We start from the raw sequence: 24,284 nt of genomic DNA on the forward strand, positions 1-24,284 counted from the left end.
TGGAGGCTTTTATGCCATTCTTCTACTATTACGACCCCTATTACTGGATGATTCTGGTTCCGGCCATGCTGATCGCACTGCTGGCCCAGCTCAATGTATCCGCCACCTTTAACCGCTACTCCCGGATTAGCAGCGCCCGGGGCTTTACCGGCGCCCAGGCCGCTGAGGCGGTACTCCGGGCTCACGGGGTATATGATGTGCGTATCGAACATGTGGCGGGCCGGCTCAGCGACCACTATGACCCCCGCGCCAACGTGATCCGCCTGTCAGACGGGGTCTATCATTCCACCAGCATCGCCTCAGTAGGAGTGGCCGCCCATGAGGCGGGCCATGCGGTCCAGTATGCCCAGGGTTACGGCCCCATCAAGCTGCGCACCGCCATTATCCCGGTGTGCAACATCGGGTCCCAGTTTTCCATCATCCTGATTATTCTGGGCCTGTTCCTCTATTCTCAGACGCTGTTTGGTCTGGGCGTGATCCTGTTTTCCCTGGCAGTGGTTGGACAGCTGGTTACTCTGCCGGTAGAGTTCAACGCGTCCCACCGGGCCATTGTCAGCCTGCGGGAAACCCACTTGCTGCAAGAGGAGGAGCTGCGGGGCGCCAAGAAGGTGCTGAGCGCCGCCGCCATGACCTATGTGGCCGCGCTGCTGGTTTCCCTGGCCCAGCTGCTCCGGTTCCTGCTGGCCTTTAACAGCCGGCGGAGGGACTGACATGGCGGAACGGAGTACGGCCCGGGATGTGGCTCTGAGGGCACTGGTGGCCTGTGAAAGACAGGGAGCCTGGTCAGACGGATTCTTGAAAAAGGAAATCGGGGGCGCCGGACTGGATGGGAGAGACGCGGCGCTGGCCACCCGCCTGTGTTTTGGCGTGCAGCAGAACCGGATGCTGCTGGACTTCTGGCTGGGCAATCTGTCCAAAATACCGCTGGACAAAATGGAACCGGCGGTGCGGAGCATACTGCGGCTGGGTGCCTATCAGATTTTGTTTTTGGACCGGGTGCCGGACCACGCAGCCGTCAATCAGGCGGTGGAGCAGGGGCGGAAAAACAGCCGGAATCCCCGCTCCGCCGGATTGGTAAACGGTATTCTGCGCAGTCTGATCCGGCAAAAGAGCGAGCTGCCCCAGCCAACCGATCTGTCAACCCGATACAGCCATCCTCAGTGGTTGGTGGATGCGTTTTCCCGCCGTCTACCGGCAGAAGAGCTGGAGGCTCTTTTAAGGGCGGACAACAGCGAACCGCCCACTTGCATTCAGATCAATACATGTAAAGCAGAAACACCTGCCGCAATAGAGGCGCTTCAGCAGGAGGGAATGACGGTGTCTCCCCATCCCTGGCTGCCCGATTGCCTATTGCTGCAGGGAACAGGCAATCTGGAGCAGTCCGCCGTTTTTCAGCGCGGATGGTTTTATGTGCAGGATGTCGCCGCCAGGCTGGCGGTGCTGGCCGCAGACCCCAGGCCGGGCATGGAGGTGTTGGACGCCTGCGCCGCGCCGGGGGGGAAATCCTTTGCTGCAGCCATTGCCATGGGCAATCAGGGAAGGGTGATCTCCTGCGACATTCATCCACATAAGCAGATTTTGCTCCAAAGAGGAGCCGACAGACTGGGACTGCCGATTATTCGCCCAGAAGTGTTGGACGGTAAGGTTTGTAAAGATGATTTCCTTAACAGTTTTGACCTGGTGATTGCCGACGTGCCATGCTCTGGACTTGGAATTATCCGAAAAAAACCGGATATTCGATACAAGGACCCGGAGCCGCTGGCAGGGTTGCCCAGGGTGCAGGGTGCGATTCTGGAAAATGTGTCCCGTTATGTCAGACCGGGTGGGGTATTGCTCTACGCTACCTGCACCCTGTTGGAGCGGGAAAATGAGGCAATTGTAGCAGCGTTTTTAGAAAAGCAGAAAGGCTTTACATTAGAGCAATTTCAAGTGCCCGGACCATTTGGGCTGTGTGCGGACGGCATGCTGACCTGTTGGCCACACCGGCATGGGACGGACGGATTCTTTTTTGCCAAGTTGAGGAGGCGTGTATGACTGACATCAAATCCATGGATTTGGCGGAGATGACCGTCTTTTTTCAGCAGCTGGGCGAGCCTGCTTTTCGGGCAAAGCAGGTCTTTCAGTGGCTTCACCGCGGAGCCCGTTCCTTCGGAGAGATGACCAATCTCTCCAAAGCTCTGCGGGAGAAGCTGACTCAGACCTGCAGCCTCTGTCCGCCGCAGGTGGAGCGAAAGCAGGTCTCCGCGCTGGATGGAACCATCAAGTATCTCTGGCGGCTGGGGGATGGAAACTGCATTGAGACGGTTTTGATGCGGTATCATCATGGGAATACTGTATGCATATCCTCTCAGGTGGGCTGCCGGATGGGGTGCGCCTTCTGTGCCTCTACCCTGGGGGGGAAGGTGCGGGATTTGACCCCGGCGGAAATGCTGGATCAGGTACTGTTTTCCCAACTGGATTCCGGTCTGCCCATCAGCAATATCGTGTTGATGGGCATTGGCGAACCTCTGGACAACTTTGACACGGTGCTGCGTTTTCTCCGCCTGGTGAACAGCCCGGACGGACTGAATATCGGCATGCGCCATATCTCCCTGTCCACCTGTGGTCTCACTGAAAAAATTGACAAACTGGCGGAATATCAGTTACAATTAACATTATCCGTTTCACTCCACGCTCCTGACGATGAGACCCGCAGCAGGATCATGCCGGTGAACCGCTCGGTTGGGGTGGAGAACCTGTTTGCCTGCTGCCGCCGGTATTTTGAAAAGACCGGCAGGCGGATTTCCTACGAGTATGCCATGATCGACGGTGTGAATGACACTGACTGGCAGGCTGATCTGCTGGCCAGCCATTTGAAGGGAACGCCGGGGCATGTAAACCTGATTCCGCTCAACGATGTGGCAGAAAGCCCGCTGAAGCCCAGCCGCCGGGTGGCGGCGTTCCAGAAACGGCTGGAGCAGCAGGGGATCACCGCCACCGTGCGCAGAAAGCTGGGTGGCGATATTGACGCATCCTGCGGGCAGCTTCGCCGCAAGCGGATGCGGGAGGAGCAAGCGAACATGTAAGGAAAACGGCCCACCCGGCCGTGCAGGGTGGGAAAAGCCGTTAATATGAGTACGGGAAAGAGGCAGATTCACTATGATACATGCATGGGGCGTCACTGATAAAGGTGCGATCCGGACACAGAATCAGGACGGCTATTACTTAGACATTCCCTCGGAGCATCTGGCTGTCGGCGTCGTCTGTGACGGCATGGGGGGCGCCAAGGCAGGGAACATTGCCAGCCTGATCGCGGTGGAGACGTTTGTGGACACCTTGCAGGGCATGCAGGGGGGAGAAGAGGAATCCGGCCCGCCTGCGGTGCTTCGCCAGGCTGCTGCTGCGGCAAACACCGCCGTATTCCGACGTGCCTGCGCCGACCCGGATTGCCGGGGCATGGGCACCACTATGGTGGCGGTGCTCATTGTGGAGCAGGTGGCCTATTTACTGAATATTGGAGACAGCCGCGCCTACCACATTGATGAGGCCGGGATCACCCGCCTGACCCGGGACCATTCGGTGGTAGAGGACATGGTGGCCCGTGGGGACATTACGCCGGAGGAGGCCCGCACCCACCCCAGGAAGAACCTGATTACCAGGGCGTTGGGAGCGGAGGAGCAGATCCGTGCGGACCTGTATGAAAAGCAGCTGAAGCCGGGGGATTTTCTCCTGCTCTGTTCGGACGGCCTGAGCAATATTGTCACGGACCAGGAAATTCTCTATGAGGTGCTCCATGGCGGCGAGATATCGGAATGCTGCCAGAGGCTGCTGGAGATTACCATGTCCAGAGGGGCGCCGGACAATGTGACGGCTGTCCTTTTCCAGATTGTTTAAAAGGGGGTAATGAACTATGGATCAGTACATAGGGAAATTACTCGACAATCGATATGAGATTCTGGAGCGCATCGGTACCGGCGGAATGGCGGTGGTGTTCAAGGGCAGAGACCACCGGCTCAACCGTCTGGTTGCCATCAAGATCCTCAAGGAGGAGTTGGCCCAGGACGCAGAGTTCCGCCGCCGGTTCCACGATGAGTCCCAGGCCGTAGCCATGCTTTCCCATCCCAACATCATGGCAGTCTATGACGTCTCCCATACACCGGAGCTGGATTATATTGTCATGGAGTTGCTTGATGGCATTACCCTCAAGCAATATATGCAGAAAAAGGGCGGCAAGCTGGCTTGGCGGGAGGCGCTCCACTTTATTACCCAGATTATGAAGGCCCTGTCCCACGCCCACAGCCGGGGAATCATTCACCGGGATATCAAGCCGCACAATGTCATGGTGCTGCGGGACGGCAGCCTGAAGGTGGCTGATTTCGGAATAGCCCGGCTTACCTCGTCGGCCCAGGCCACTTTGACGCAGGAGGCGCTGGGTTCGGTTCACTATATCTCTCCGGAGCAGGCCAGGGGCAGCCATATTGACGCCAGAAGCGACATCTATTCTGCCGGTGTGGTGCTCTATGAGATGATCACCGGACGGCTCCCCTATGAGGGGGACTCTCCGGTGGCGGTAGCCATTCAGCATATCAACTCCATTCCTCTCTCTCCCAGAGAGATTGACCCAGAGATCCCGGAGGCGCTGGAGGCTATCACGATGAAGGCCATGGCCTCGGATGTGAACCAGCGGTATATTTCCGCCGATGCCATGCTGGCGGATCTGGAGGAATTCCGGAAAAATCCCTCCATTAACTTTGACTACACCTCCGCCGATCTGCTCGTGACGGATGGCGACGAGCCCACACAGGTGCTGGGCGCCAACACGCCCCACAGTGTACGGTCTCAACCCGCCCATACGTCCAGATATGTTCCGGAAAAAAATGTCGAATCCCAGCCCCGCCGGCGGCCGAGCCGTCAGGAGCGGGAAGAGGACTACGACGACTACCCGGATCGTGGAGGCAGCAGACTGCCCATTATTCTAGCTATCGTAGCGGTGGCGGTATTCCTGGTCGGTATCGGTGTGTTCCTTTTTGTGTCCTTTTTCAGCGGCTTGGGCGTCACCGGAAACACGGCGTACAACGTGCCGGACCTCTATAACAAGACCATTGAGGAAGCCCAAGCCATGGCTGAGGTGGTAGAGGCTCAGTTCCAGATTGTGCAGGGCAATACGGTGGCCAGCGAACTGCCTGCCGGAACTATCGTCAGTCAGATACCGGAGAAGGGACGCAATGCCTCAGAGGGCGCCACCATTACGGTAACCGTCAGCGATGGCAGTCTGAGCAGCGATAATGAAACCATGCTGGATCTGGAGAACCTGGATTACCGCCTGGCGGTAAGCCGTCTGGAGAAGCTGGGCTTTTCTGAGACGGCCGGAAACCTGACGATCCAGCAGCAGAACTCCGACGATGTGAACGAAAATTATGTGATTTCCCAGACCCCTGCCAAGGATACTCCCCTGAGTGAGGTGGAGCACGTGGAGCTGGTGGTCAGTTTGGGCAAGGAGAAAAAGACGGTAACGGTGATCTCCTTCCTGGATATGACTATAGAGGAGGCCAGGGAGAAGGCCGAGCAGGATCTGAAGCTGGTGGTATCCGAGGTTACGGAGGAGTACAGCAGCGAAGTGGAGGCTGGGCTGGTTACCTGGCAGAGCATTGAAAACGGCACCTCTGTGGAAGAGGGCACCTCCATCCGGTTCCGGGTGAGCAAGGGCCCCGACCCCAGTGTTACGCCCACACCCAGTCCAACACCGGAAGTCACAGCGACACCCAGTCCTACGCCCAGTCCTACGCCCAGCGGCGGCGGAACGACCACCGAAGGCAGCGCCAGCATCCAGGTTGACCTGCCGCGGGACAGAGAGTATGTGGAAGTGGTTGTGATGGTGAATGGTCAGGAGCAGTACCGAGAGGTTCTGCCGACGATCCAGCAGCTGATGGTCATTTCTCTGAAAGGTCCCAGCGGGACACAGACTGTCACAGTTTATTTGGACGGGCAGGAAGCCTGGACCAGAGCCGTACCCTTTGCCTGATATGGAAGGTGTGATTCTGAAAGCCCTCAGCGGCTTCTATTATGTGGATGGGGGAGACGGACGCCTCATCGCCTGCCGGGGCAGGGGGAAATTCCGCCACCAGAAACTGACCCCCTTGGTGGGGGACCGGGTGACGTTCACCATTCTGGAGGGCGAGAGCGGCATTTTGGACTCCATCCTGCCCAGGAAGAATCAATTTCACCGCCCCGCGGTGGCCAACATCGACCAGCTGGTGGTAGTGGCCTCCGGGGCGGTCCCGGTAACAGACCCTTTTCTGATCGACCGGGTGGTTTCCATTGCCGAGGGGCGGGGCTGCGAGAGTGTCATCGTCCTGAACAAGTGTGATCTGGACGCTGCAGAGGAGCTGTACCAGACCTATACACAGGCTGGCTTTCCTACCCTTCGGGTCAGTGCGGAAACAGGGGAGGGTATCCCTGAGCTCCGGGAAATCATAGCTGGAAAGGTTTCTGCCTTTACAGGAAATTCCGGAGTGGGGAAGTCCAGTATCCTGAATGCCCTTCAGCCGGACTTTTGCCTGCAGGTGGGAGAAGTTTCAGACAAGTTGGGCCGTGGCCGGCATACCACCCGCCATGTGGAGCTGTTTCGGCTGGATCATGGGGCGATTGTGGCGGATACGCCGGGGTTTTCCTCCTTTGATACAGAAGAGACAGAGCTGCGGCGGCCGGAGACATTGGAGCGCACCTTTCGGGATTTTGCCCCTTATCTGGGGCGGTGTCGGTTTACCGGGTGTGCCCATGTAAAGGAAAAGGGCTGTGCAGTTCTTGCAGCGGTAAAGGCGGGGGAGATCTCCAAAAGCCGACACGCAAGTTATGTGCGGCTGTATGAACAGGCAAAGGAAGTGCCGGAATGGCAGCGGAAAGAAAGTGCGGACTGATTATCGGTGCGGCTCCCTGGCAGGATGGACGGTTTTTGACGCCCTATTTGGCCGGAAAAGACTGGATGGTTTTTTGCGCCGACGGCGGCTATGCCAATGCCAAAGCGGCAGGCTTGGAGCCGGATTTTCTCATCGGCGATTGGGATTCCGGGGAAAAGCCAGCGCTGGACGTTCCATGTGTGACCTTGCCAGTAGAAAAGGACATGACGGATCTACAGGCCGCTATGGATGAGGCGCTGTCCATGGGTGTGATGGAGCTGCTCCTCTGCGGCTGTACCGGCGGCCGGCTGGACCATACCGTTTCCAATCTGCTGCTGCTGGAGTGGCTGGCGGAGCGGGGCGGTCAGGGCATGGTGGTGGATGAGGATAACGAGGTCCGGTTGCTTACCCCCGGTGTCTGCCGTTTGGAGGACCGCCCCCATTACCACTATCTTTCGCTGGTACCGCTGGACCATAAAATATCCGGCGTCACCCTGAAAGGCACAAAGTATCCCCTGGAGCGGGCGGAGCTGAGCCGGGGAGATACGCTCTCCATCAGCAACGAGCCCAAGAACCCAGTACTGGAAATCACCATTGGCAGCGGCCGGGCGCTGCTGATCCGCAGCCAAAAGGAATAAGCACTGAACACAAAAGCCGCCCCCTGCGTATACTGGGTCAGAACCAGTAAGGGGGGCGGCTTTTATGACGTCACAGGGCAAAAAGCGACTATATGGGGCGGCGGTCTGTGCGGCAGGGGCCACCCTGCTGCTCCATCCGGTCTGGCTCGCCGCGTTTGGCGCAGGGGCCTGGGTGGGGCTGCACGGTAAGGACTGGCTCAAACGAATTTGGAGCGACAGGGAGGCAATGCTATGAAGATCGTTGTGGTGAAATCTCCAAAAGCCCTGCGGGGGATCCTGAAAACCATCTTTGGCATGCGGGGCTGAGGCATACCGGCCGCTCCTTGGACATATATTCTGGTAGCAAGACTGCATCAGAACGGGGCTCACCCCCATACAAGGAGTGGAACACTATGGAGCTGGAATTGGAACGGACCGAATGGAACGGCTTTGATACCATTTTGGATACCACGGTCTGCCGGGAGGAGACCCTGGAGGCCATCGTGCCGGACGCCTGCCCGGATATTCTGCGTATCTGTGATGTGGAGGGGACGGTGTGCCTGGCCGGAAAGGAAGCCCAGGAGGGGCGGGTGGAACTGTCCGGTACCGTACATGCGGTGCTGCTCTATTTGCCGGACGGCGCGGAAGGTATGCGGCGGATGGAAGTATCTCTGCCCTTTACCTGTACGGCGGACGCGGCCGCTATCACGCCTTCCTGCCAGGTGATGGCAGTCCCCAGGATCCAGGAGGCTGACGCAAGGCTGCTGAATCCCCGCAAGGTACTGGTGCGGGTGGGTCTGGCTGCCGAAGTCCAGGTGTTTGCCCCGGCCATCCAGCAGATCTGCGGAGGCGTGACCGAGTGGGAAAAGGACGGGGTGGAGCAGCTGTCGGAGCAGTATGACACCTATGTCACCGTATGCGTCCAGGAAAAGACCTTTACATTTGCTGATGATCTGACCCTTTCCAGCGGAAAGCCGGAGGCGGATGAGCTGCTGAAAAGCCGGGCCTATATCCGCTGCGGCGAGGCAAAGGTAATTGGCAACAAACTGATTTTTAAAGGGGAGACCCAGCTTCAGCTGCTTTGCCGGGCCGGTGACGGCACGCTGTTTACCGCGGAGTTTGAACTCCCATTCTCGCAGATCATGGAGGTCAGCGGGGCGGGGGAGGATGCCGGCTGCGAGGTACAGGTGATCCTGACCGATCTGGACTGCACCATGGACGAGGGAGACGGCCGGATGTTCAGCGTCTCTCTTGGGCTGTTGGCACAGGCGGCCGTGCGGGAGGAGCGTACCCTGCGGATGCTGACGGACGCCTACTCCACGCTGTACCCCCTGACAGCTGAACGCAAGACGTATACCTTGCATCAGCTGATGGACCACGGGGAAAAGGAGGTTACGGTCCGGGAACTGATGGAAACCGGCGGGCTGCTGACAGATGTCTCAGACGCATACGCCTGCGTGGGTCCGGTGACCCAGAGCCGGGAGGGAAACCGTCTGACCCTCACCGCCCAGCTCAATGTTACCGCGCTGTACCAGGGTGAGGATGGCAATATGGGTATGCTGACCCGTCCGCTTCAGGCGGTTTGCTCCCTGGAGCTGCCGGAACAATCTCTGTGCAGCTGCCATTGCTTCTGTACCGCTCCTGTGTTTGCCGCCGCCGCTGCCGGCGGGCTGGAGGTGCGCTTTCCCGTCTGCTTCCAGTATACTGCCCTGTCTGGCCGCAGTGTGGCGGGGATCTCCGGCATTACCATTGATGAATCGGCGCCTCTGGACCACGCCAACCGGCCGTCCATTGTGCTGCGTATGGTGGGAGAGGGAGAACGGCTGTGGGATATTGCCAAGTCTTACGGCACCACGGCGGGGGATATTATTCAGGCCAACGCGCTGGAGGACGATGTGCCGGCGGATGGCCGGCTGCTGTTGATCCCCAGAAAGCGATAACAGAAAAAACGGTCTCCAGAGCTCTGCCTGGGGACCGTTTTGACTTTTTCGCATCCAGGGACAGGTGGGCGCATATTTTACGGCTTATCCCCATAGGTATGTATAGAAAACGACCGGCTTACGGGGCCGAAGGAGGAATTGCCAGTGGAACAAAGCAAGCTCTATGAGGATATCGCCCTGCGGACCGAGGGGGATATCTATATCGGCGTAGTAGGGCCGGTGCGGACGGGAAAATCCACGTTTATCAAGCGCTTCATGGAAACCATGGTCATCCCCAACATTGACAATGTGTACCGGAAGGAGCGGGCCAGAGACGAGCTGCCCCAGAGCGGCTCCGGCCGCACGGTGATGACGGCGGAACCGAAATTTGTTCCGGAGGAAGCGGTACGGATCGACATGGAAAACGGGGCCTCCTTCTCCGTGCGGCTCATTGACTGCGTAGGCTACCTGGTGCCGGGCGCCATGGGCGCCACCGAGGACGACACCCCCCGCATGGTCAACACCCCCTGGTTCGACCATGAAATCCCCATGACGGAGGCCGCCGAGATCGGCACCAGGAAGGTGATCACCGAACACTCCACCATCGGTATCGTGGTTACCACCGACGGTACCATTACGGACATTCCCAGAGAGGATTACCTGGAGGCGGAGGAGCGGGTGATCCAGGAACTGAAGGAACTGGGAAAGCCCTTCCTGGTGGTCCTCAACTCGGCCTATCCCCAATCTGACCGGGCCAAGGCCATCCGTGCGGACCTGGCCTCCCGATACGACGTGACAGTGGTGTGCGCCGACTGCCTGCAATTGAATGAGGGCGCAGTGACCGATATCATCAAAGGCGTGCTCTATGAATTCCCGGTTAAGGAGCTGGACCTGTTCCTGCCACCCTGGGTGGACGCCCTGCCCTATGACCACCCGATCAAGAGCGGCCTTTATACCGCCATCCGGGAAGGGGCCTCCGGAATGCGCCGGGTCCGGGACGTAGAGAAAACCGTGAAAGCCATTGGAGACTGCGACTGGGTGAGCAGCGCATCCATCACCTCCATCAGCCTGGGCACCGGGCTTTCCGCCGCCCGGCTGGACCTGCCCAGAGAGCTGTTCTATGATACTCTCTCCCAGCAGTCCGGCTTTACCGTCCACGATGACGGCGATCTGCTGGAGCTGCTCTCCCAGCTCTCCCATGTGAAGGCGGAGTATGACAAGGTGGCCGGAGCGCTGGAAGAAGTTAAGGCCACCGGCTATGGCATTGTGGTACCCAGCACCGACGAGCTGGTGCTGGAGGAGCCGGAAATCGTCAAGCAGGGGGGACGGTACGGCGTGCGCCTGAAGGCCTCCGCACCCTCTATCCATATTATATGGAGCAAAAAGAAATTTAGAGTTGCAAAGTCCACAAAACGGGAGGACATTACAAGTGGAGTGGGCGGTACTGATCTGAATGTGAAAAGGAGACGGTCCCCTTTGGGGGGCCGTCTTTTTCAGCGCTTTTTAAGCGGCTCCAAAAAGCATAAGGTGTAAAGAAAAGCGCATTTTTAAATGTTTGCACTTCCATCTTTTACGTTATAGACACCGTTTGCATGGCACCATAGTACCCGCGCCGCAGAGCATGCGGTACCCCGTTCCTTCCGACTAATGCCGGAAGGAACGGGGTACCGGAAAATAAGACCGCCGATTCTCTGAAGAGTCTTTGCGGTACATAGAATTTTCTGTTTGAATCTGAGGCATCTTGTTAAATGGCTGAAATTATGCTAAAGTTTGCTTGTTCCGTTGTTCTTCTGTTCTTTGTTCCTGATATTCACCACAATATCTTGTTGCATATGTTACCATAATTATAAAATGAGTATGGGAGAAACAATAAAATGGAGAATGAGTCAAACAATAAAAAGCTTAGGTGTAGAGTCTTTTATTGGCAGTACGATGACGGCAGCTATGGTTACATTGTGTTTAAAGAAGTAGCCAAGGAATCGTCGCAAAAAAAGAAAGTGAAAAATGAGTATGTTACACAAGGAGTGTGTTCAGGTAAAACACAGCAAAAGGGTGTCCTCACTCAAATCAAAGGTCAATATGAGGCCGATGGATATATTTTCAAAAAGAAAAAAATACAAATCAAAACTGGGATAGATTATCTTTCATCGTCAGACTTGCGAGAGAAGGATAAAAATCTGTCAACCGATAAATTTCAAGAGCTAGAAAAATTTATCGATTCCTGCGGGGTAAGCGCAGAGAATAGAAGAGAAGTATTACGGTTGTTCAGCAGTATTTTATCAGGATACTGTGCGCGAATATTGACCCCACTTATTCAGTGTAACATGTCAGTACCGATTCAAGACCGTGCTTTTGTTATAGCAATACAGTCAAGTGACAAATATTTTGATTCGCTGTTTGATTTTTTAGCAATGGCTATAAGAGCATTATCCGTGCCTACCCACACTAAAAGTAAAAAATTATATTCTCAATCTCCTGTTATCCTGCCAGAGAATTGGAATCAGAGATCTATTGATCAGGGGGCATTTTTGCTCTACAAAAAAAACCGAAATTATCAATTCCCAGCTATGTATCGCGATACGGCAGTCTTGATTTATAGTCGGTTTTTCCCAACAAATGATCTATACCGCTTTATAAACAGGAATCGCTGGGCAGTGGTGTTATTGTTTGATTCTCCATCTAAGGTGTATAAAGTTCCACCTGTCCGTTTAGAGGCTTCCCGGTTGATGTGCAGTAATTTCGAATGGAATGTCGATGATATTAATGGATTGGTCAGATGTTTTATTTCCTATATTTCGAAATTGCGGAAACAGAGAAAATGTAAAAAGAAGTTAAAAAGAAAATTAAATCGACTTCAGGATTCCTTTCTTAAATATTATTCCCAAAAGGGCATCAGACGCTTTACTCCTACAGAAGACTACTTTTTAACACTTCAAATGCTTGTATTGGAACTATTTTTAGACTGCTGTGTTGATCTAGAGTTAATTAGTAATGAGCAGCGGCAAAGTATTCAATCCGAATGGTTCAATCAGCTCCTCCCTGGGTGTGTTCAGTATTTCCCTTTAGACACAATTCCAATTTCCCGGGAGATTCAGTCTGAAAATGAGCAATCTAAACGGATCCTTGAAGTAGCTGTGACCAAAATGCTCGCAGAGGAAAACTTATCCCACTTTCCATATGTAGAAGAAAAAAGCAACTTTCCCAAGGTCGATCCTGATAATCCAGAGCTCCAGTATTGGGGATATGTGCGTTTGTATAAACCACGCAAATCCGGAAAAGAAAAGGTTAAGGAACCACCATTTTATGCATTGGTTTTCAAAAAAGCTGATTTTGAAATATGTATAAAGGACTTCTTAGAAAAAAACAATGCAGTGGACGAATTGATTGAAGATATGAAAACGTGTAAACCAAAGTACCTTTTTCAGAATTTTAAAGCTAGATTTCCAGAGACAAAAGGCGATAAGAAAACCGACGATGCCCTAATATTTAAAATTGATGAGATGGAATTTCTTCCCATGCAAATTAGACAAAAACTTTTGGATAAACATACTGTCGAAAAATCTCCCGCGAAAGAGAGCGTCGCAGAGCCCTGACACCCGCAGATGGCGAAATTCAATCAACCTTTTTTGGCGCATTGAGAATAATTTCCTCACCCACAGAGAGAAAAAATTATAAAAATATCAGCGAGCCGACTAAGCCGAAAAACACTATCAGTAAACAGATTCCGTAGCCTGTTCTCTGTTCTGGTTGTTCCTTGTTCCAGTGAGCGTAAATATGTACAATAGTATCCCCCGGCGGACATAATTCGTCCGCCGGGGGATTTTTCATTTTTGATCTGGCAGCAAACGTCTCTATGACGTAGCCGTCAAATCCCCCGGTGGATAAAAGGCCGCCATCTCAGAGCGTAGGCAAACAGTACCCCACTAATATGGCGGAAATTATAATCTGATTCACAGCTCAACATCCGTAAAAGATGAAAGGAGCTGGCAAAATGTCTACACCGGAGTGCAGATTATCGCAGGATAGTCTAAAAGAAATTAAATTGCAGGTCAACCAGCGGCTTTTTGAAGCGGGGTTAATTTCCAGCGATGTATTCCGTCTGGCGCAGGAGAGGATTCTAGACGAAAAGGAAAACGCAGAGACCGTGTGACATCACTGCCTGATTATTATTAAGTCCCACCTGAATTCCCTAAAAATTTCTATGACACCACGGAACCTTACCTATCACTTACTTCCCACAAGATACTGGCTTCAAACATCGCTCGAGTGGATTTGCGTAAATCGTCACCGGATCGCATTAAAAAATGATCCGCAGGCAACGTGTTTATAGGCTACTCATGTGAGCGAGCTAGAAAAACATTAAGGAGGCTACCAACATGAAGATCAAGTATGAGGTCCAAGACGCTATGGAATCCCTGGGGATCAGTGAGCTCCGCAAGCACCAGATTAAACCAATCAATCATATCCAATCCCGCGACGATGTCCTAGTGATTTCACCGACATCGTCTGGGAAATCGGCCATGTTTCAGATCCCGGCCATAGTAGAATGGCACAAGGAACAGAGATGGGTACTGGTCATTGAACCCACGATCTCGCTCATGGAAGATCAGGTTCGTGCGCTTCAAGAAAAAGGGGTTCCCGCAGAGGCGCTATCCAGCCATACGCAACACCAGGGCAAAACCATCCTTGAGAGGCTGGCCAATCACCAGGTTGCGCTTCTCTACGCAACACCCGAGCGCCTTCAATCACCTGTATTTCAACAGGCGGTACACTATAACTGCCCCTGGCTGATTGTTGTGGATGAGGCCCACTGTGTTTTGGACTGGGGGCATACGTTTCGGAAAAGCTACCTGATGATCAAGTCGTTCGTCAAGAATCTCAAACGCCGGCCTGTCATTGCCGCATTCACAGCCACAGCACCGCCGGAGTACCGCAAGGATATCGCCGCATGCTTGGGGATGAAGGAGCCAAAAATCTTTCTCAACAGTCTGGCCCGAAAGAACATTACCTTGCTCCGAGAGGATTGCTCCAGCCTGTCCATCAAACAGCGTCTGGCCCGGGTCAACTACAATATTAAAAAATACCGCAAAGGCGGCCGGGTGGTAGTTTACTGCGCATCTCGCAAAAACGTGGATATGGTGGCGAACTACCTCTCCAAGAAGTTCCCGGGCGAGGTCGTTAAGTGTCACGCGTATATGGACTCAGATAAGCGGCAGAAACACGAATATCAGTTTATCAATGGCACCAAACCCATCATGGTGGCTTCTACTGCCTTTGGAATGGGGATTGACGCCAGGGATATCCGTTTAGTCATCCATTTCAATCTACCACTCAATGTGATTGACTACTATCAACAAATCGGCCGGGCGGGACGGGATGGAGAAAAATCTCATGCTGTTCTGCTGTACCATCCGGACGATATCACACTGGCCCACTTTATTCTGGATAAGGAACAGTTCTCGGAACACCTCAGAACACGGTTGGACAGCCGTCTGGAGGAGCTGGTGTCCATCGTGAAGGGTGATAAATGCCTGCCACGCCAAGTCCTTCTTGCCCTTGGGGAGGCATCCGGGCAGGATTGTGGCCGCTGTAGCAACTGCCAGAGGAATAGGAGGAGTAACCATGAGGATTGAAAAAGTCGAATTCGGTATCCACACGATAGAACTCTATGCAAAGGATCTGAAATACCAGGAAGTACAGAAGGTGATTGACCGCTTAACAGACAACGGAAGTATTCGGAAAATGCGGTCTGATCCATATAATATTGACCGGCATTTGACCAGTACCTTCCTTGTGGATGATGGGATTCGCCTCCGGATCCACCAGTCCCACAACAAATCCAACGGCATTGCCCTTATCGTCAATCCAAGCACACTTCTGAGCAGAAAATATCAGCCGACAAAGCTGTATCACCCGAAGAAGAAATCATGCGAAGAACTACTGGAACGGGTCGGTGCAGCCCTGATAAAAATAGGGATTGGCACGTTTGATAGTGACGATGTGGTATTTATTGTCCCCCCAGACGAACTGAGCCTCAGCCAAATGGATTTGACAGTAAACCTGTGGTTTGATGATGAGACAGATCTGGAGGAAATCATCCGGTTGTTCTGGAAAGGGAAGGTTCCCAAAAACTTCAGCAGGCAGGGCTGTTTATCTGATGAAGAGCATCAACATTACTTCGGTATATCCAACCACACCGTTACGTTTAAGGCATATGATAAAATTTATGAGCTGGAGAAGAACGGACGATGCCCTAAAGAGCTAACTGGGCATAAGCTACTACGCCTGGAGGTCAGCTTAAAGCGGGAGGCATTTCTCAAGAAACTGGGAGTGCAGCGTAAGGATTGTCTATACAAGATGTTAAAGGCAGGATTCCAGTTTGTTCAGGAGATCATTTCTCACTATTTGGAAAAGCTGTTCCCGTGTTCTGGAGCCCATGTGCGCTATAAAACTGCTAAAAAGAAAATCCTGGACTGCGTTGAAAAGCCTGTTCTACAAGACCAAATGCTGTTCCTGTTGAAAAAGACGAGTGACGGTGCCGGGATGGACACCGCCGCTCAAAAGCTGAAGGACTGTTATAAATATGTCAAAACAGAACAAGTGTTGGACGAGTTTGAACATCTGGGAATCAGCCCTATTACACTGACCAACAATAGCAGTGCCACACAGCTGTCCTCTCTCAGAAATCTGCTGGAGTAACGATAGAGCCGGGGTTGTTCCCCTCATGGAACAACCCCGGCTCTATCGTTACTAAGGATATTCCAGAAACTGGATATGTTGGATGCTCTAGCCCGGCGTGCTTCCAGCCAAGAAGGTTGGACGCGGATACGTATTCTGAAGGACATCCTAAGATTATTTAACCGACGGCTCCGCTTTTGCAATTTTCCCAAAATCTACACAGGAACCCCGCATGAAAGTGGGTTGATAACCGCCTAATACCGGAATTCAGTCTTGGGGACATCTGCTCGAATAGTTACCCACACTATTCCTCATTCCTCTTGGAGAGCTCGTAGGGCCCCACATAGCATGGCATCAATTACCTTCATCTGGGACGGTGTTGCGGTTTGTTGTAGGGCAGCTAATTCCCTGCCCAGATCTAATCCAATGTCCGGAAGAGAGTCCATCAACAGATAGTCTGGGTGTACTTTCAGTTCTTGGCAAAGGCTGACAAAGACCGGAAGGCTGGGTATTTTTGTACCTCCTTCAATCTGACGGAGGTAGGTCGCGTTGATATTGCAGAGCTCCGAGAGTTTCTCACTGGTCAGGCCTCGATCCTTCCTGGCCTGCCGGAGCCGGCTGCCAAATGCCTTCTTATCCATGGATGTCCTCCGTTTTATAGGCTATAGGATGTTTTTTGTTCTCTTATAGCCTACAATCCGGTGGACAACGAGAAAAGCATCTATTATAATACAGAATATAAGCCGATAGACTACGGTTTGACAAATTCTTTTTGAGATTTTTAAAGGGATGACAGTTTCTGTCTACCCTGCCTGCTACAATAGTTTATAAAGAAATCATGATAGGCCCAAAAGAGGGGACGAGATAGATATGAACCAAGGATCTGATGGAAAGTCCACACGATTACTCATGATCTATTCCAGACTGGCCAATGGGGAAACCCTGAAAAAATCTCAACTTGCCCAAGAATTCCATGTGACCGAACGAAGCGTTCAGCGTGATATAGAGAACTTGCGGTCATTTGTAGCAGAGCAAATGCTTATGCAAGATATCATTTACGATGGAGAGGCCAGGGGGTACCGGCTGACCAACTCGGTACCTCAAAGTCTTACCAATAGTGAAATCCTGGCAGTCTGTAAAATCCTGCTGGAAAGCCGTTCCATGCGGCGTGACGAGATGATGCCAATTTTGGACAAGCTCGTTGCGTGCTGTGTGCCGGCCGAAAACCGGAAGGCAGTGGGATCTCTGGTAGCCAATGAACGGTTCCACTACGTGGAGCCACATCATGGCCGGCCAATTCTTGACGGCTTGTGGGAGATCGGTCAAGCAATACAGCGCCAAAACGTGATGAAAGTCCAATATGAAAAGATGGGGAGTGCAGAGGTGGTTGAGCGAACCATTGAGCCAGCAGGCCTGATGTTCTCCGAATATTATTTCTATCTGGTGGCATTTATCCGGGACATTGACCGGGAGGCCGAGTTTGAGAACCCTGACGATTTGTTTCCCACTATCTACCGTATTGACAGGATCCGCTCCTTTGAAGTGCTGGAGGAGCATTTTCGAGTTCCCTACAAAGACCGTTTTGAGGAGGGCGAGTTCCGAAAGCGGGTTCAGTTCATGTATGGAGGACGACTCCAACGTATCCGTTTTAAGTATACGGGCCCATCTATAGAGGCCGTGCTGGACCGGTTGCCCACTGCTCGGATTGTGGAGCAGAATGAGTCTGGCTGGACCATCCAAGCGGAAGTATTTGGTAAGGGAATTGATATGTGGTTGAGAAGTCAAGGAGAGTATATTAGAGAGGTCGATTCTCAATGAAAAGTGAACTGGAGCGCATGGAAGATGCGACAATGGAGCATTTGAACTCGATGCGCCATACTATAGCCAAAAGCCGCGACAAATTGGGCAATAACCTAAGAAAAGTTCAAAGTGAGCAAGCGCGAGTCAGCCAAATCTCTCATGCACCCCATGTCATGATAAAAGATATTGAGACTCAATTCGAAAAGGCTACCAAGCTCACCAGAGTAGATGTTGCCTTTTTGTTTGTGGCTACGGCCTTACAATGTTTGCGGCAATATTTCTTTACCATGCCGAAAGAGCGTGTGGGCGACCAAGAAGCTGCTTCTGCAATAAAGTCCCATGAACATTCAGATCGCTCTCATAGGCTGTATAATCCCGACCTAGAGGAAATCATAGTAAGCCCAGTACCTTTTGACACTGCAATGGGAGCAAGACAATATGGGGCACTGTCCGGCTTTGGAGCATTGGGGCACCGCGGTGCAACTCCTGGACATGATCCGATCGCAGGGCTAGTTTTTGGTACTGCAAATATCGCAACCAGCACACTGACAAACTGGCGCATGGAGTCCTATCACATATATACAGGGACTATCGGTAATGCAAAGGGAGCGCAAGACATTTTCATGCGGCGGGCAGACACCAATCGAGTGTTATCAGAGACATTCATCAACAAACTAGTCCATCAAGGCATAGACGGGCGAATCATCGTGGGTGTCTCAGTGGCAAAAGAGATCCAACACCTTCGATCTGATGTTTATTCCAAAGACAGCCTCCCCCTTCCGTTAATATCTGCTATAAATCCTGTTATAGCTGGAGAACTAGCTACTCGGGGTCTAGATATGGCGAATGCCCTTAATACCGGGAAACAGCTGGCCTATGCCATTGCAATCGACACAATTATTGCTTTGATTCATGGATTTTTTTATCAGGAGTCAGACTGTATCTCACGGTCGATGTATGAAGCCCGCACACGCCGAATTTTGATATATTCTAACATTATTGCATCTGGCAGTAATGCTGTAGCCGCTGCATTAGCTCAATGCTGTGCAGGCAGTGGCGGTCAGATAGTCGATTGGGGCGGGTATATCAATACGCTGCGTCATATCGCATTCGATACAAAGAAAATAAATGAGATCAAGCGAGATTTTCTGAGAAATGAGCTTTATACCCGCGTTGTAGGTGAAAAATATGATTTTATGGAGGGTAAGTAAATGTTTGGAAATAAAAAGATGTATAAAAAGGGCCTAGAAGATGCCCTCCAGGCGAATGAGGATTTTAGTAAAAAGCAAGAAGCGGCACTAGAAGAACTTCGCCGTGAGGTGGATAGTGGCAACGTCACGCTGGAAGCTGGGTTGGCAAAGCTGGGGGATGATATTCACAGTATCTACCGGTTTCTTACTGCGAAAGAAAAGGCTGCGTTGTACCATTTGAGTACCCCCATTGATATCAAACAGCTTGATGAAAGCGAACGCAATCTCCTTGTTGCCGTTCTTTTTCAGCTGGCATCTGATGAGGGCCCCAATATAACAGAATATCAGCAGACCTACCTGCGAGGAATACAGGCATATTTGGGGATTACGAACCCACAGACATTGTTGGATGATATGTCTGTGGTAGGAGATATTGACTCTGGAAGTGCGCAAAAAGCAATTCTTCAAGCTGTCCTGGAGTTCCTGTATTTGCAAGATGGGGATATCTTAACTGATGAGCAAGAGGACTTTTTGAGCAATTTCTCTGTAAATAGGAAGCAGGGCATGTTCATTGAGGATAGTGTGAGCAGGTTATATGCAGCGGTCGGTGCCCAAGGTGTTGCTGAAAAGTATGGAGTTGTGCAGGAAATTCCCCGCAGAAGCTTAGCCCCCGATAATTACTCGAATAGTCAAAATAATATGCAATATTCAAAAGCAGGGATAGATAAAATTTGGAGATATGTAGACCTTACTGAAAATTTTGTTGGAAAGCATCGTCACATAGAGACAGAAAAGTATTTTATCGATTTATCTCCATTCAATTATAGTGGTGATGAAATTGCGTACATGAAAATCGATAAAATTACGGGTGAATGCACTAGAACTTCAATAAAATTAAAAGATGAGAACTATAAAGGACGAGGCCTTTTCGATTTTTCATACACCGTCAATGGGGACATTGGATATTTTGTGAACTATGAAGACGGCCCATTTCCGGGAAGATTGTTTTCCGTTAATTTTTCTGCTGATACCGCACATCTTTTTTCTGTTACCGTTCCTGCGCCTTCCACGTTTCATTATCGTGTTCATATAAGTGCGAGCAACCGATATGTTGTCCTCTTCTCCTACCATATGCGTGGTGCAGCAGAGAAGAAGGTGCCGGAACTAATTTATTATATTGATCTATTGGACAATGAAAAAATTTATAAACTTGATTTGTCCAAGCACAATTTGAGCATATGCGATGTGCGTGTACTTAACGATTCTTTCCTTGTTTTGGCCCATGAGGATAAGGAGCCGTTATGGGTTTCAGACTGCAAGTTCTTTTGGTATGAGCCCGATAACGATATTTTGACCTCAGCTTTTCATGGTATGTGCCTTGAAAAAATAATAGTCGAAAACGACTTTTATTTATCTCCTGGGGGCCCAGCTAATGTTTTGGATCATTGTTACCCCATTATTCGCGATGTAAAGCAAAACGGTGCAACGTATGCTTTTATTTTGGCTATAAAGATGATAAATGACAATCCATACAACCAAGAGGAAACAAACTTTATATTTGCACTTCATTCAGATGCAGATCAGACGAAGCCGCTATGGGATTATACATTTAAGGCAGATGAATATGAGAATGATTCTTGTAATGATGCTATTCTGTATCATAACTACGGCATAATGATGGATGAAGATAACCATGGGAATTTCGACGGGCATTTGACCGTGCTCGATTATGAAACTGGAATTATTGAAGATGTATGCCCATGCGAGCTTTATATTTTATTTGACAACTGTTTGTACGTAAGGAATTATAACGAAAATGATGAGGCACAGTGGTATACCAAACGAGTAGGTGAAAGTTCTTCATGGGAGCTGCTAAATATCTTGCCTGGGGACGGAAAAGATATCTGCTTTGATTTCAAAGAGGGAAGTATAGTGTAAGGAAACTATTTCTAAGCATGTAAGTTCCCAATGTAACCATTTTCGACTGGATATCATATATTGTTCCTGTCGGTCCAAAAGGGACGAGAAGCCAAGGCTCGTATGTGAAGGGCACAGAGGTGAAATAAAATGAGCCGTGAATTGGAACGACGACAGAAAAGAGCCCAGGATACGTTGCGCGTACTGGAGGAGGCTGTATCAAAAAGCAACACAGATGTCGAAACACATCTAGGGCAGATTAAAGGAGAGTATACACGTGTTACAGAACTCTCCAGACAAGCAGAGCAGACAATCAACGATATTGATCAGGAATTCCGCGCAAGGACAAAACTAATCGGCTTTGACTATGCGTTCCTTTTCCTCTGTACCGCGCTCCAATGCGCCAGGCAGTATCTCCTGCCTCAGTTGCCACGGTTGACCGCACAGCAAGGAGACCGTCTTATGCAGAATACAGTAGGGCGAGTTGTGCCAAAAGCATGGAACGATATTCTCTTTGCCAGTGTGCCCTATGATGCGCTCAATATGGCAGTGCCGCTGGATACGGGCCTATCTGGCACAACGCATCGGTATCGGACATTGGGACACGATCCGATACTTGGCTGGATTTTTGGAACCTCCAATATCTTGACTGACGGTCTAACGAAAAGTGATGTTATCACAACTTATCAGGTGATGGATAACACTTTGGTCGGATTGTACCCAGGCGGCACCCCCGGGATGTTTGCATCGGCATTTAAAACCATCCAAGCGGATCCGCTCAACCTTCCGGCCGCATTGGCGAGGCAGGCCATCCACTTCGGTTCAGACTATTTCACCAAGCAGGGGCTTCCAATTCCCTTTCTGGGTACATTAAGTCCGCAAATGGCCCACCAATTTATGAACTCCAATTTGAAGAATAGCGTTCATATCGATCTATATGGGCTTACGACAAGCACCCTGCTGGCCGCCGTAGTCAATCAGATTATCTTTTATCTCCACAAGCTCTTTTACAACGAACAACGCGATGGCAGTCGCTCTGCCTACGAAATCCGCACCAGAAAAATCTTGACCTACTCCAATTTAATTTCCACAGGAAGCAACGCTATTGCTGTGGCGATTACCGGAGCTGTATCGAAGCTGGATGTAGGCGGGATCTTGGTAACCTTGTGCCGCATCGCAAGCGACTACCGATTTATCAGCCAGATTGAGCGCGAGTTCCTGGAACAGGGATTTTATCGGTGCGTTGTCGGAGACAGTTATGACTTTATGAGGGGGAATGTTTAATGTTCAATCGGAAGTATAAAAAGGGCATGGCGGACGCAGCCAGAGCCTATGAGGCATTCGGGGAGAAGCAGGAGGCGGCCATTCAACATGTGCTGGAGGAAATACGCAGCGGACAGAAGACAATGGATCAAGGGTTGAAAGACCTTGGGGGCGAAATCGACGGTCTCTACGAGTATCTGAGCGGACAGGAAAAGGCCAACTTGTATGGCCTTAACACCCCTCTGGATATTAAGGAATTGGGGGAGGAAGAGAAACGCTTCCTGGTGGCGGCTCTGTATCAGCTGGCTGCGGATAAGGCTCCCAATGAGGAACAGCAGAATTACCTGCGGGCAGTACAGAAATACCTGGATATCAGGAATCCTCAACTCGGCGGAGATATACTGGAACGGGTAGAGAGCATTGAGGATCTCCAAGCTCAAAAAGCGATCCTTCAGACTGTACTGGAATATCTTTGCCTTCAGGGCGGGGACAGCTATGACGAGACTGAATTACAGCAGGACTTTTTAGATTCCTTCTCCGTAAACAAGAGGCAGTATCAAGAGATCTGTGACCATGTTGAACTGCTCTACAGGGCAACTGGAGCTGTGGGGTTGTCAGAAAAATATGGGTTTGTGCCGGAAGATCAGGACACAGATACAGATATAGACGATGCTACAACCGATTATGAGGACGATATGTTTGATGATTTGGCAAACTTAACGGCCGGCCAAATTCATGAGCTTCCGTTTGCAAAGCGAGTCAATATCCCGATCAAGAGTGAGGAAGATCTCCAGATGGCGAAAGAGGATCATCCTCTGGATATTCTCACACGGCCAGTGGAAACTGATACGTATGGTGTGGTGGATTCTTCACTGTACAAAAAATACTCTGTTTTGGTGGCCGCTAAGATCAACAAAGATGGAAAGCCTTTGAAGATTTATGATATTCGGGTTTTGAAGAAACCTGATATCCGGCTGGAGGATCTGACAGCGGATGAGATCGATGCGATTTCTCGTCCATGGAGACATAACGGTCACTATCGTTTTGAGCGACACTATACGTTGGCCGAAGCCAGGAAATCCATGCTGGAAACCTTCGAGGAGTATTACCAGGATCAACTGGCAATCAACTCTAATCCAGATCAGTGGGATACTGATTCCCTGTGGAGGAAAGATGGTATTCCAGCGTTTTCTGATAATAAATGGAGAGGCCGAGATAGTGAATGAAATTCAAAATTGATACAAGGTGTTTCTTTCATCTAAATGATTGATTGCAACAAGAAATGCTCCGAGGGAACAAATCCGTTTTGACAGCAGTAAGACATATAAATTATAACTACGAAGCCCACCGAAGCACTCAGCTCCGGTGGGCTATCTTTTTGTGTATCGGCGGTCAATCCGCCGGAAAGGAAGGAAACCGTGAACCTGACAACAACCGTCAACCAGAAACAGCTTCTGGACATCCTACTGAATGTGGGCTTGGTGCGGCCGGTATTCATCTGGGGAGCACCTGGAATCGGCAAAAGTGCCATTGTGGAACAGTTTGCAGAGCAGGTGGGCCTGCCCTGTGTGTCCCTGCTGGGCAGCCAGCTGGCCCCGGAGGACATCATCGGCGTACCCCAGATTGTTGACGGGCGGAGTGTGTTCTGTCCGCCCAGGATGATCGCCCGGGACGAGCCCTACTGCCTGTTCCTGGACGAGCTCAACGCCTGCTCTCAGGAGGTGCAGAAGGCCTTCTACTCCCTGATCCTGGAGCGCCGGGTGGGGGAGTACCATCTCCCCGAGGGCTCCATCGTGGTGGGAGCGGGCAACCGGGCCCAGGACAACGCCATCACCCGGCCCATGTCCTCCGCCCTGCTCAACTGCGTACGCCGCTCAAAAAGTGCAGCTTGACCGCAGATGATGGTGCATCACCACCGCTGGAATGGTGCACTGCTTCCGCGGAAATGGTGCATGGCGGCCGCGGGCGTGGTGCACCGGGCCGCCATGCGGGGGATTACTCAGGGATGCCCTTGCGCTTGCGCAT

Annotated in this window: 20 protein-coding genes; 19 read left to right on the plus strand and 1 reads right to left on the minus strand. The window is 51.5% G+C overall.

The genetic code is table 11. The features are described from left to right. Positions 1-11: 11 nt before the first annotated feature. The 13 genes from B5F88_RS04180 (at position 12) to B5F88_RS04235 (ending at position 16,110) form a co-directional block, all read left to right on the plus strand. Positions 12-710: a zinc metallopeptidase gene (locus B5F88_RS04180; RefSeq protein WP_087341941.1), complete on the plus strand. Its 699-nt coding sequence runs from the start codon at positions 12-14 to the stop codon at positions 708-710. Between the two features lies 1 nt (position 711). After that, positions 712-2,034 carry a 16S rRNA (cytosine(967)-C(5))-methyltransferase RsmB gene (rsmB, locus tag B5F88_RS04185; protein WP_087341944.1) on the plus strand — a complete coding sequence of 441 codons (1,323 nt, stop codon included), beginning with the start codon at positions 712-714 and terminating at the stop codon, positions 2,032-2,034. Next, entirely contained in the window at positions 2,031-3,065 is a 1,035-nt protein-coding gene (gene rlmN / locus B5F88_RS04190; RefSeq protein WP_087341947.1) for a 23S rRNA (adenine(2503)-C(2))-methyltransferase RlmN, read from the plus strand. The genes rsmB and rlmN overlap by 4 nt, the downstream gene beginning before the upstream one ends. A 73-nt stretch (positions 3,066-3,138) precedes the next feature. Next, positions 3,139-3,873 (plus strand): Stp1/IreP family PP2C-type Ser/Thr phosphatase, encoded by a 735-nt coding sequence (locus tag B5F88_RS04195; RefSeq protein WP_087341949.1) that lies wholly within the window; start codon positions 3,139-3,141, stop codon positions 3,871-3,873. A 16-nt stretch (positions 3,874-3,889) separates the two neighbouring features. Further along, complete coding sequence (pknB, locus tag B5F88_RS04200) at positions 3,890-6,001, plus strand: Stk1 family PASTA domain-containing Ser/Thr kinase (protein WP_087341952.1); 2,112 nt, start codon at positions 3,890-3,892, stop codon at positions 5,999-6,001. A gap of 1 nt (position 6,002) precedes the next feature. Continuing rightward, complete coding sequence (gene rsgA, locus B5F88_RS04205; protein WP_087341955.1) at positions 6,003-6,896, plus strand: ribosome small subunit-dependent GTPase A; 894 nt, start codon at positions 6,003-6,005, stop codon at positions 6,894-6,896. Then, positions 6,869-7,513 (plus strand): thiamine diphosphokinase, encoded by a 645-nt coding sequence (locus B5F88_RS04210; protein WP_087341958.1) that lies wholly within the window; start codon positions 6,869-6,871, stop codon positions 7,511-7,513. Before rsgA ends, B5F88_RS04210 begins: the two co-directional genes overlap by 28 nt. 392 nt (positions 7,514-7,905) lie before the next feature. Then, on the plus strand, positions 7,906-9,432 hold the full coding sequence (locus B5F88_RS04215) for an SPOCS domain-containing protein (RefSeq protein WP_087341960.1): 1,527 nt from the start codon (positions 7,906-7,908) through the stop codon (positions 9,430-9,432). Between the two features lie 144 nt (positions 9,433-9,576). After that, a complete protein-coding gene (gene spoIVA, locus B5F88_RS04220; RefSeq protein WP_087341963.1) occupies positions 9,577-10,944 on the plus strand; it encodes a stage IV sporulation protein A in 1,368 nt (455 codons plus the stop codon). 341 nt (positions 10,945-11,285) lie between these two features. Then, a complete protein-coding gene (locus B5F88_RS04225) occupies positions 11,286-13,004 on the plus strand; it encodes a hypothetical protein (RefSeq protein ID WP_087341968.1) in 1,719 nt (572 codons plus the stop codon). A 398-nt stretch (positions 13,005-13,402) separates the two neighbouring features. Next, the gene (locus tag B5F88_RS21030; protein WP_204246193.1) at positions 13,403-13,561 is read left to right on the plus strand and encodes a hypothetical protein; all 159 of its coding nucleotides are present in this window, start codon (positions 13,403-13,405) and stop codon (positions 13,559-13,561) included. Positions 13,562-13,787: 226 nt separating this feature from the next. Continuing rightward, the gene (locus tag B5F88_RS04230) at positions 13,788-15,044 is read left to right on the plus strand and encodes a RecQ family ATP-dependent DNA helicase (RefSeq protein ID WP_087341970.1); all 1,257 of its coding nucleotides are present in this window, start codon (positions 13,788-13,790) and stop codon (positions 15,042-15,044) included. Beyond that, positions 15,034-16,110: a hypothetical protein gene (locus tag B5F88_RS04235; RefSeq protein ID WP_087341973.1), complete on the plus strand. Its 1,077-nt coding sequence runs from the start codon at positions 15,034-15,036 to the stop codon at positions 16,108-16,110. Before B5F88_RS04230 ends, B5F88_RS04235 begins: the two co-directional genes overlap by 11 nt. Positions 16,111-16,400: 290 nt before the next feature. Here B5F88_RS04235 and B5F88_RS04240 read toward each other — a convergent pair whose 3' ends face one another. Then, positions 16,401-16,730 carry a helix-turn-helix transcriptional regulator gene (locus B5F88_RS04240; RefSeq protein ID WP_087341977.1) on the minus strand — a complete coding sequence of 110 codons (330 nt, stop codon included), beginning with the start codon at positions 16,728-16,730 and terminating at the stop codon, positions 16,401-16,403. Positions 16,731-16,959: 229 nt separating this feature from the next. On the opposite strand from B5F88_RS04240, the gene B5F88_RS04245 reads away from it, so the two are divergent. The 6 genes from B5F88_RS04245 to B5F88_RS04270 all read left to right on the plus strand — a co-directional run bounded on the left by B5F88_RS04245 (position 16,960) and on the right by B5F88_RS04270 (position 24,151). Continuing rightward, positions 16,960-17,907 carry a WYL domain-containing protein gene (locus B5F88_RS04245; protein ID WP_087341978.1) on the plus strand — a complete coding sequence of 316 codons (948 nt, stop codon included), beginning with the start codon at positions 16,960-16,962 and terminating at the stop codon, positions 17,905-17,907. Further along, positions 17,904-19,100 carry a hypothetical protein gene (locus B5F88_RS04250; protein WP_087341981.1) on the plus strand — a complete coding sequence of 399 codons (1,197 nt, stop codon included), beginning with the start codon at positions 17,904-17,906 and terminating at the stop codon, positions 19,098-19,100. Before B5F88_RS04245 ends, B5F88_RS04250 begins: the two co-directional genes overlap by 4 nt. Beyond that, a complete protein-coding gene (locus B5F88_RS04255; RefSeq protein ID WP_087341985.1) occupies positions 19,101-21,017 on the plus strand; it encodes a hypothetical protein in 1,917 nt (638 codons plus the stop codon). It abuts the gene before it with no gap. Positions 21,018-21,146: 129 nt separating this feature from the next. Continuing rightward, positions 21,147-22,280, plus strand: coding sequence for a hypothetical protein (locus tag B5F88_RS04260; protein ID WP_087341988.1), 1,134 nt, complete (start codon positions 21,147-21,149; stop codon positions 22,278-22,280). Further along, positions 22,280-23,485 (plus strand): hypothetical protein, encoded by a 1,206-nt coding sequence (locus B5F88_RS04265; RefSeq protein WP_087341991.1) that lies wholly within the window; start codon positions 22,280-22,282, stop codon positions 23,483-23,485. The genes B5F88_RS04260 and B5F88_RS04265 overlap by 1 nt, the downstream gene beginning before the upstream one ends. Before the next feature lie 192 nt (positions 23,486-23,677). Then, a complete protein-coding gene (locus B5F88_RS04270) occupies positions 23,678-24,151 on the plus strand; it encodes a MoxR family ATPase (protein WP_242959628.1) in 474 nt (157 codons plus the stop codon). Positions 24,152-24,284: the final 133 nt, after the last annotated feature.

Source organism: Flavonifractor sp. An306 (assembly GCF_002159455.1).
GTDB lineage: Bacteria > Bacillota > Clostridia > Oscillospirales > Oscillospiraceae > Flavonifractor.

Bases quoted from the DNA above. Each gene is read 5' to 3' on its own strand.
- B5F88_RS04250 (WP_087341981.1), top strand. From the start codon at position 17,904: ATGAAAAGTGAACTGGAGCGCATGGAAGATGCGACAATGGAGCATTTG.
- rsmB (WP_087341944.1), top strand. From the start codon at position 712: ATGGCGGAACGGAGTACGGCCCGGGATGTGGCTCTGAGGGCACTGGTG.
- B5F88_RS04240 (WP_087341977.1), bottom strand. From the start codon at position 16,730: ATGGATAAGAAGGCATTTGGCAGCCGGCTCCGGCAGGCCAGGAAGGAT.
- B5F88_RS04215 (WP_087341960.1), top strand. From the start codon at position 7,906: ATGGAGCTGGAATTGGAACGGACCGAATGGAACGGCTTTGATACCATT.
- B5F88_RS04265 (WP_087341991.1), top strand. From the start codon at position 22,280: ATGTTCAATCGGAAGTATAAAAAGGGCATGGCGGACGCAGCCAGAGCC.
- rlmN (WP_087341947.1), top strand. From the start codon at position 2,031: ATGACTGACATCAAATCCATGGATTTGGCGGAGATGACCGTCTTTTTT.
- B5F88_RS04235 (WP_087341973.1), top strand. From the start codon at position 15,034: ATGAGGATTGAAAAAGTCGAATTCGGTATCCACACGATAGAACTCTAT.
- B5F88_RS04245 (WP_087341978.1), top strand. From the start codon at position 16,960: ATGAACCAAGGATCTGATGGAAAGTCCACACGATTACTCATGATCTAT.
- B5F88_RS04180 (WP_087341941.1), top strand. From the start codon at position 12: ATGCCATTCTTCTACTATTACGACCCCTATTACTGGATGATTCTGGTT.
- rsgA (WP_087341955.1), top strand. From the start codon at position 6,003: ATGGAAGGTGTGATTCTGAAAGCCCTCAGCGGCTTCTATTATGTGGAT.
- B5F88_RS21030 (WP_204246193.1), top strand. From the start codon at position 13,403: ATGTCTACACCGGAGTGCAGATTATCGCAGGATAGTCTAAAAGAAATT.
- B5F88_RS04210 (WP_087341958.1), top strand. From the start codon at position 6,869: ATGGCAGCGGAAAGAAAGTGCGGACTGATTATCGGTGCGGCTCCCTGG.
- B5F88_RS04230 (WP_087341970.1), top strand. From the start codon at position 13,788: ATGAAGATCAAGTATGAGGTCCAAGACGCTATGGAATCCCTGGGGATC.
- B5F88_RS04195 (WP_087341949.1), top strand. From the start codon at position 3,139: ATGATACATGCATGGGGCGTCACTGATAAAGGTGCGATCCGGACACAG.
- B5F88_RS04225 (WP_087341968.1), top strand. From the start codon at position 11,286: ATGGAGAATGAGTCAAACAATAAAAAGCTTAGGTGTAGAGTCTTTTAT.
- B5F88_RS04255 (WP_087341985.1), top strand. From the start codon at position 19,101: ATGTTTGGAAATAAAAAGATGTATAAAAAGGGCCTAGAAGATGCCCTC.
- pknB (WP_087341952.1), top strand. From the start codon at position 3,890: ATGGATCAGTACATAGGGAAATTACTCGACAATCGATATGAGATTCTG.
- B5F88_RS04260 (WP_087341988.1), top strand. From the start codon at position 21,147: ATGAGCCGTGAATTGGAACGACGACAGAAAAGAGCCCAGGATACGTTG.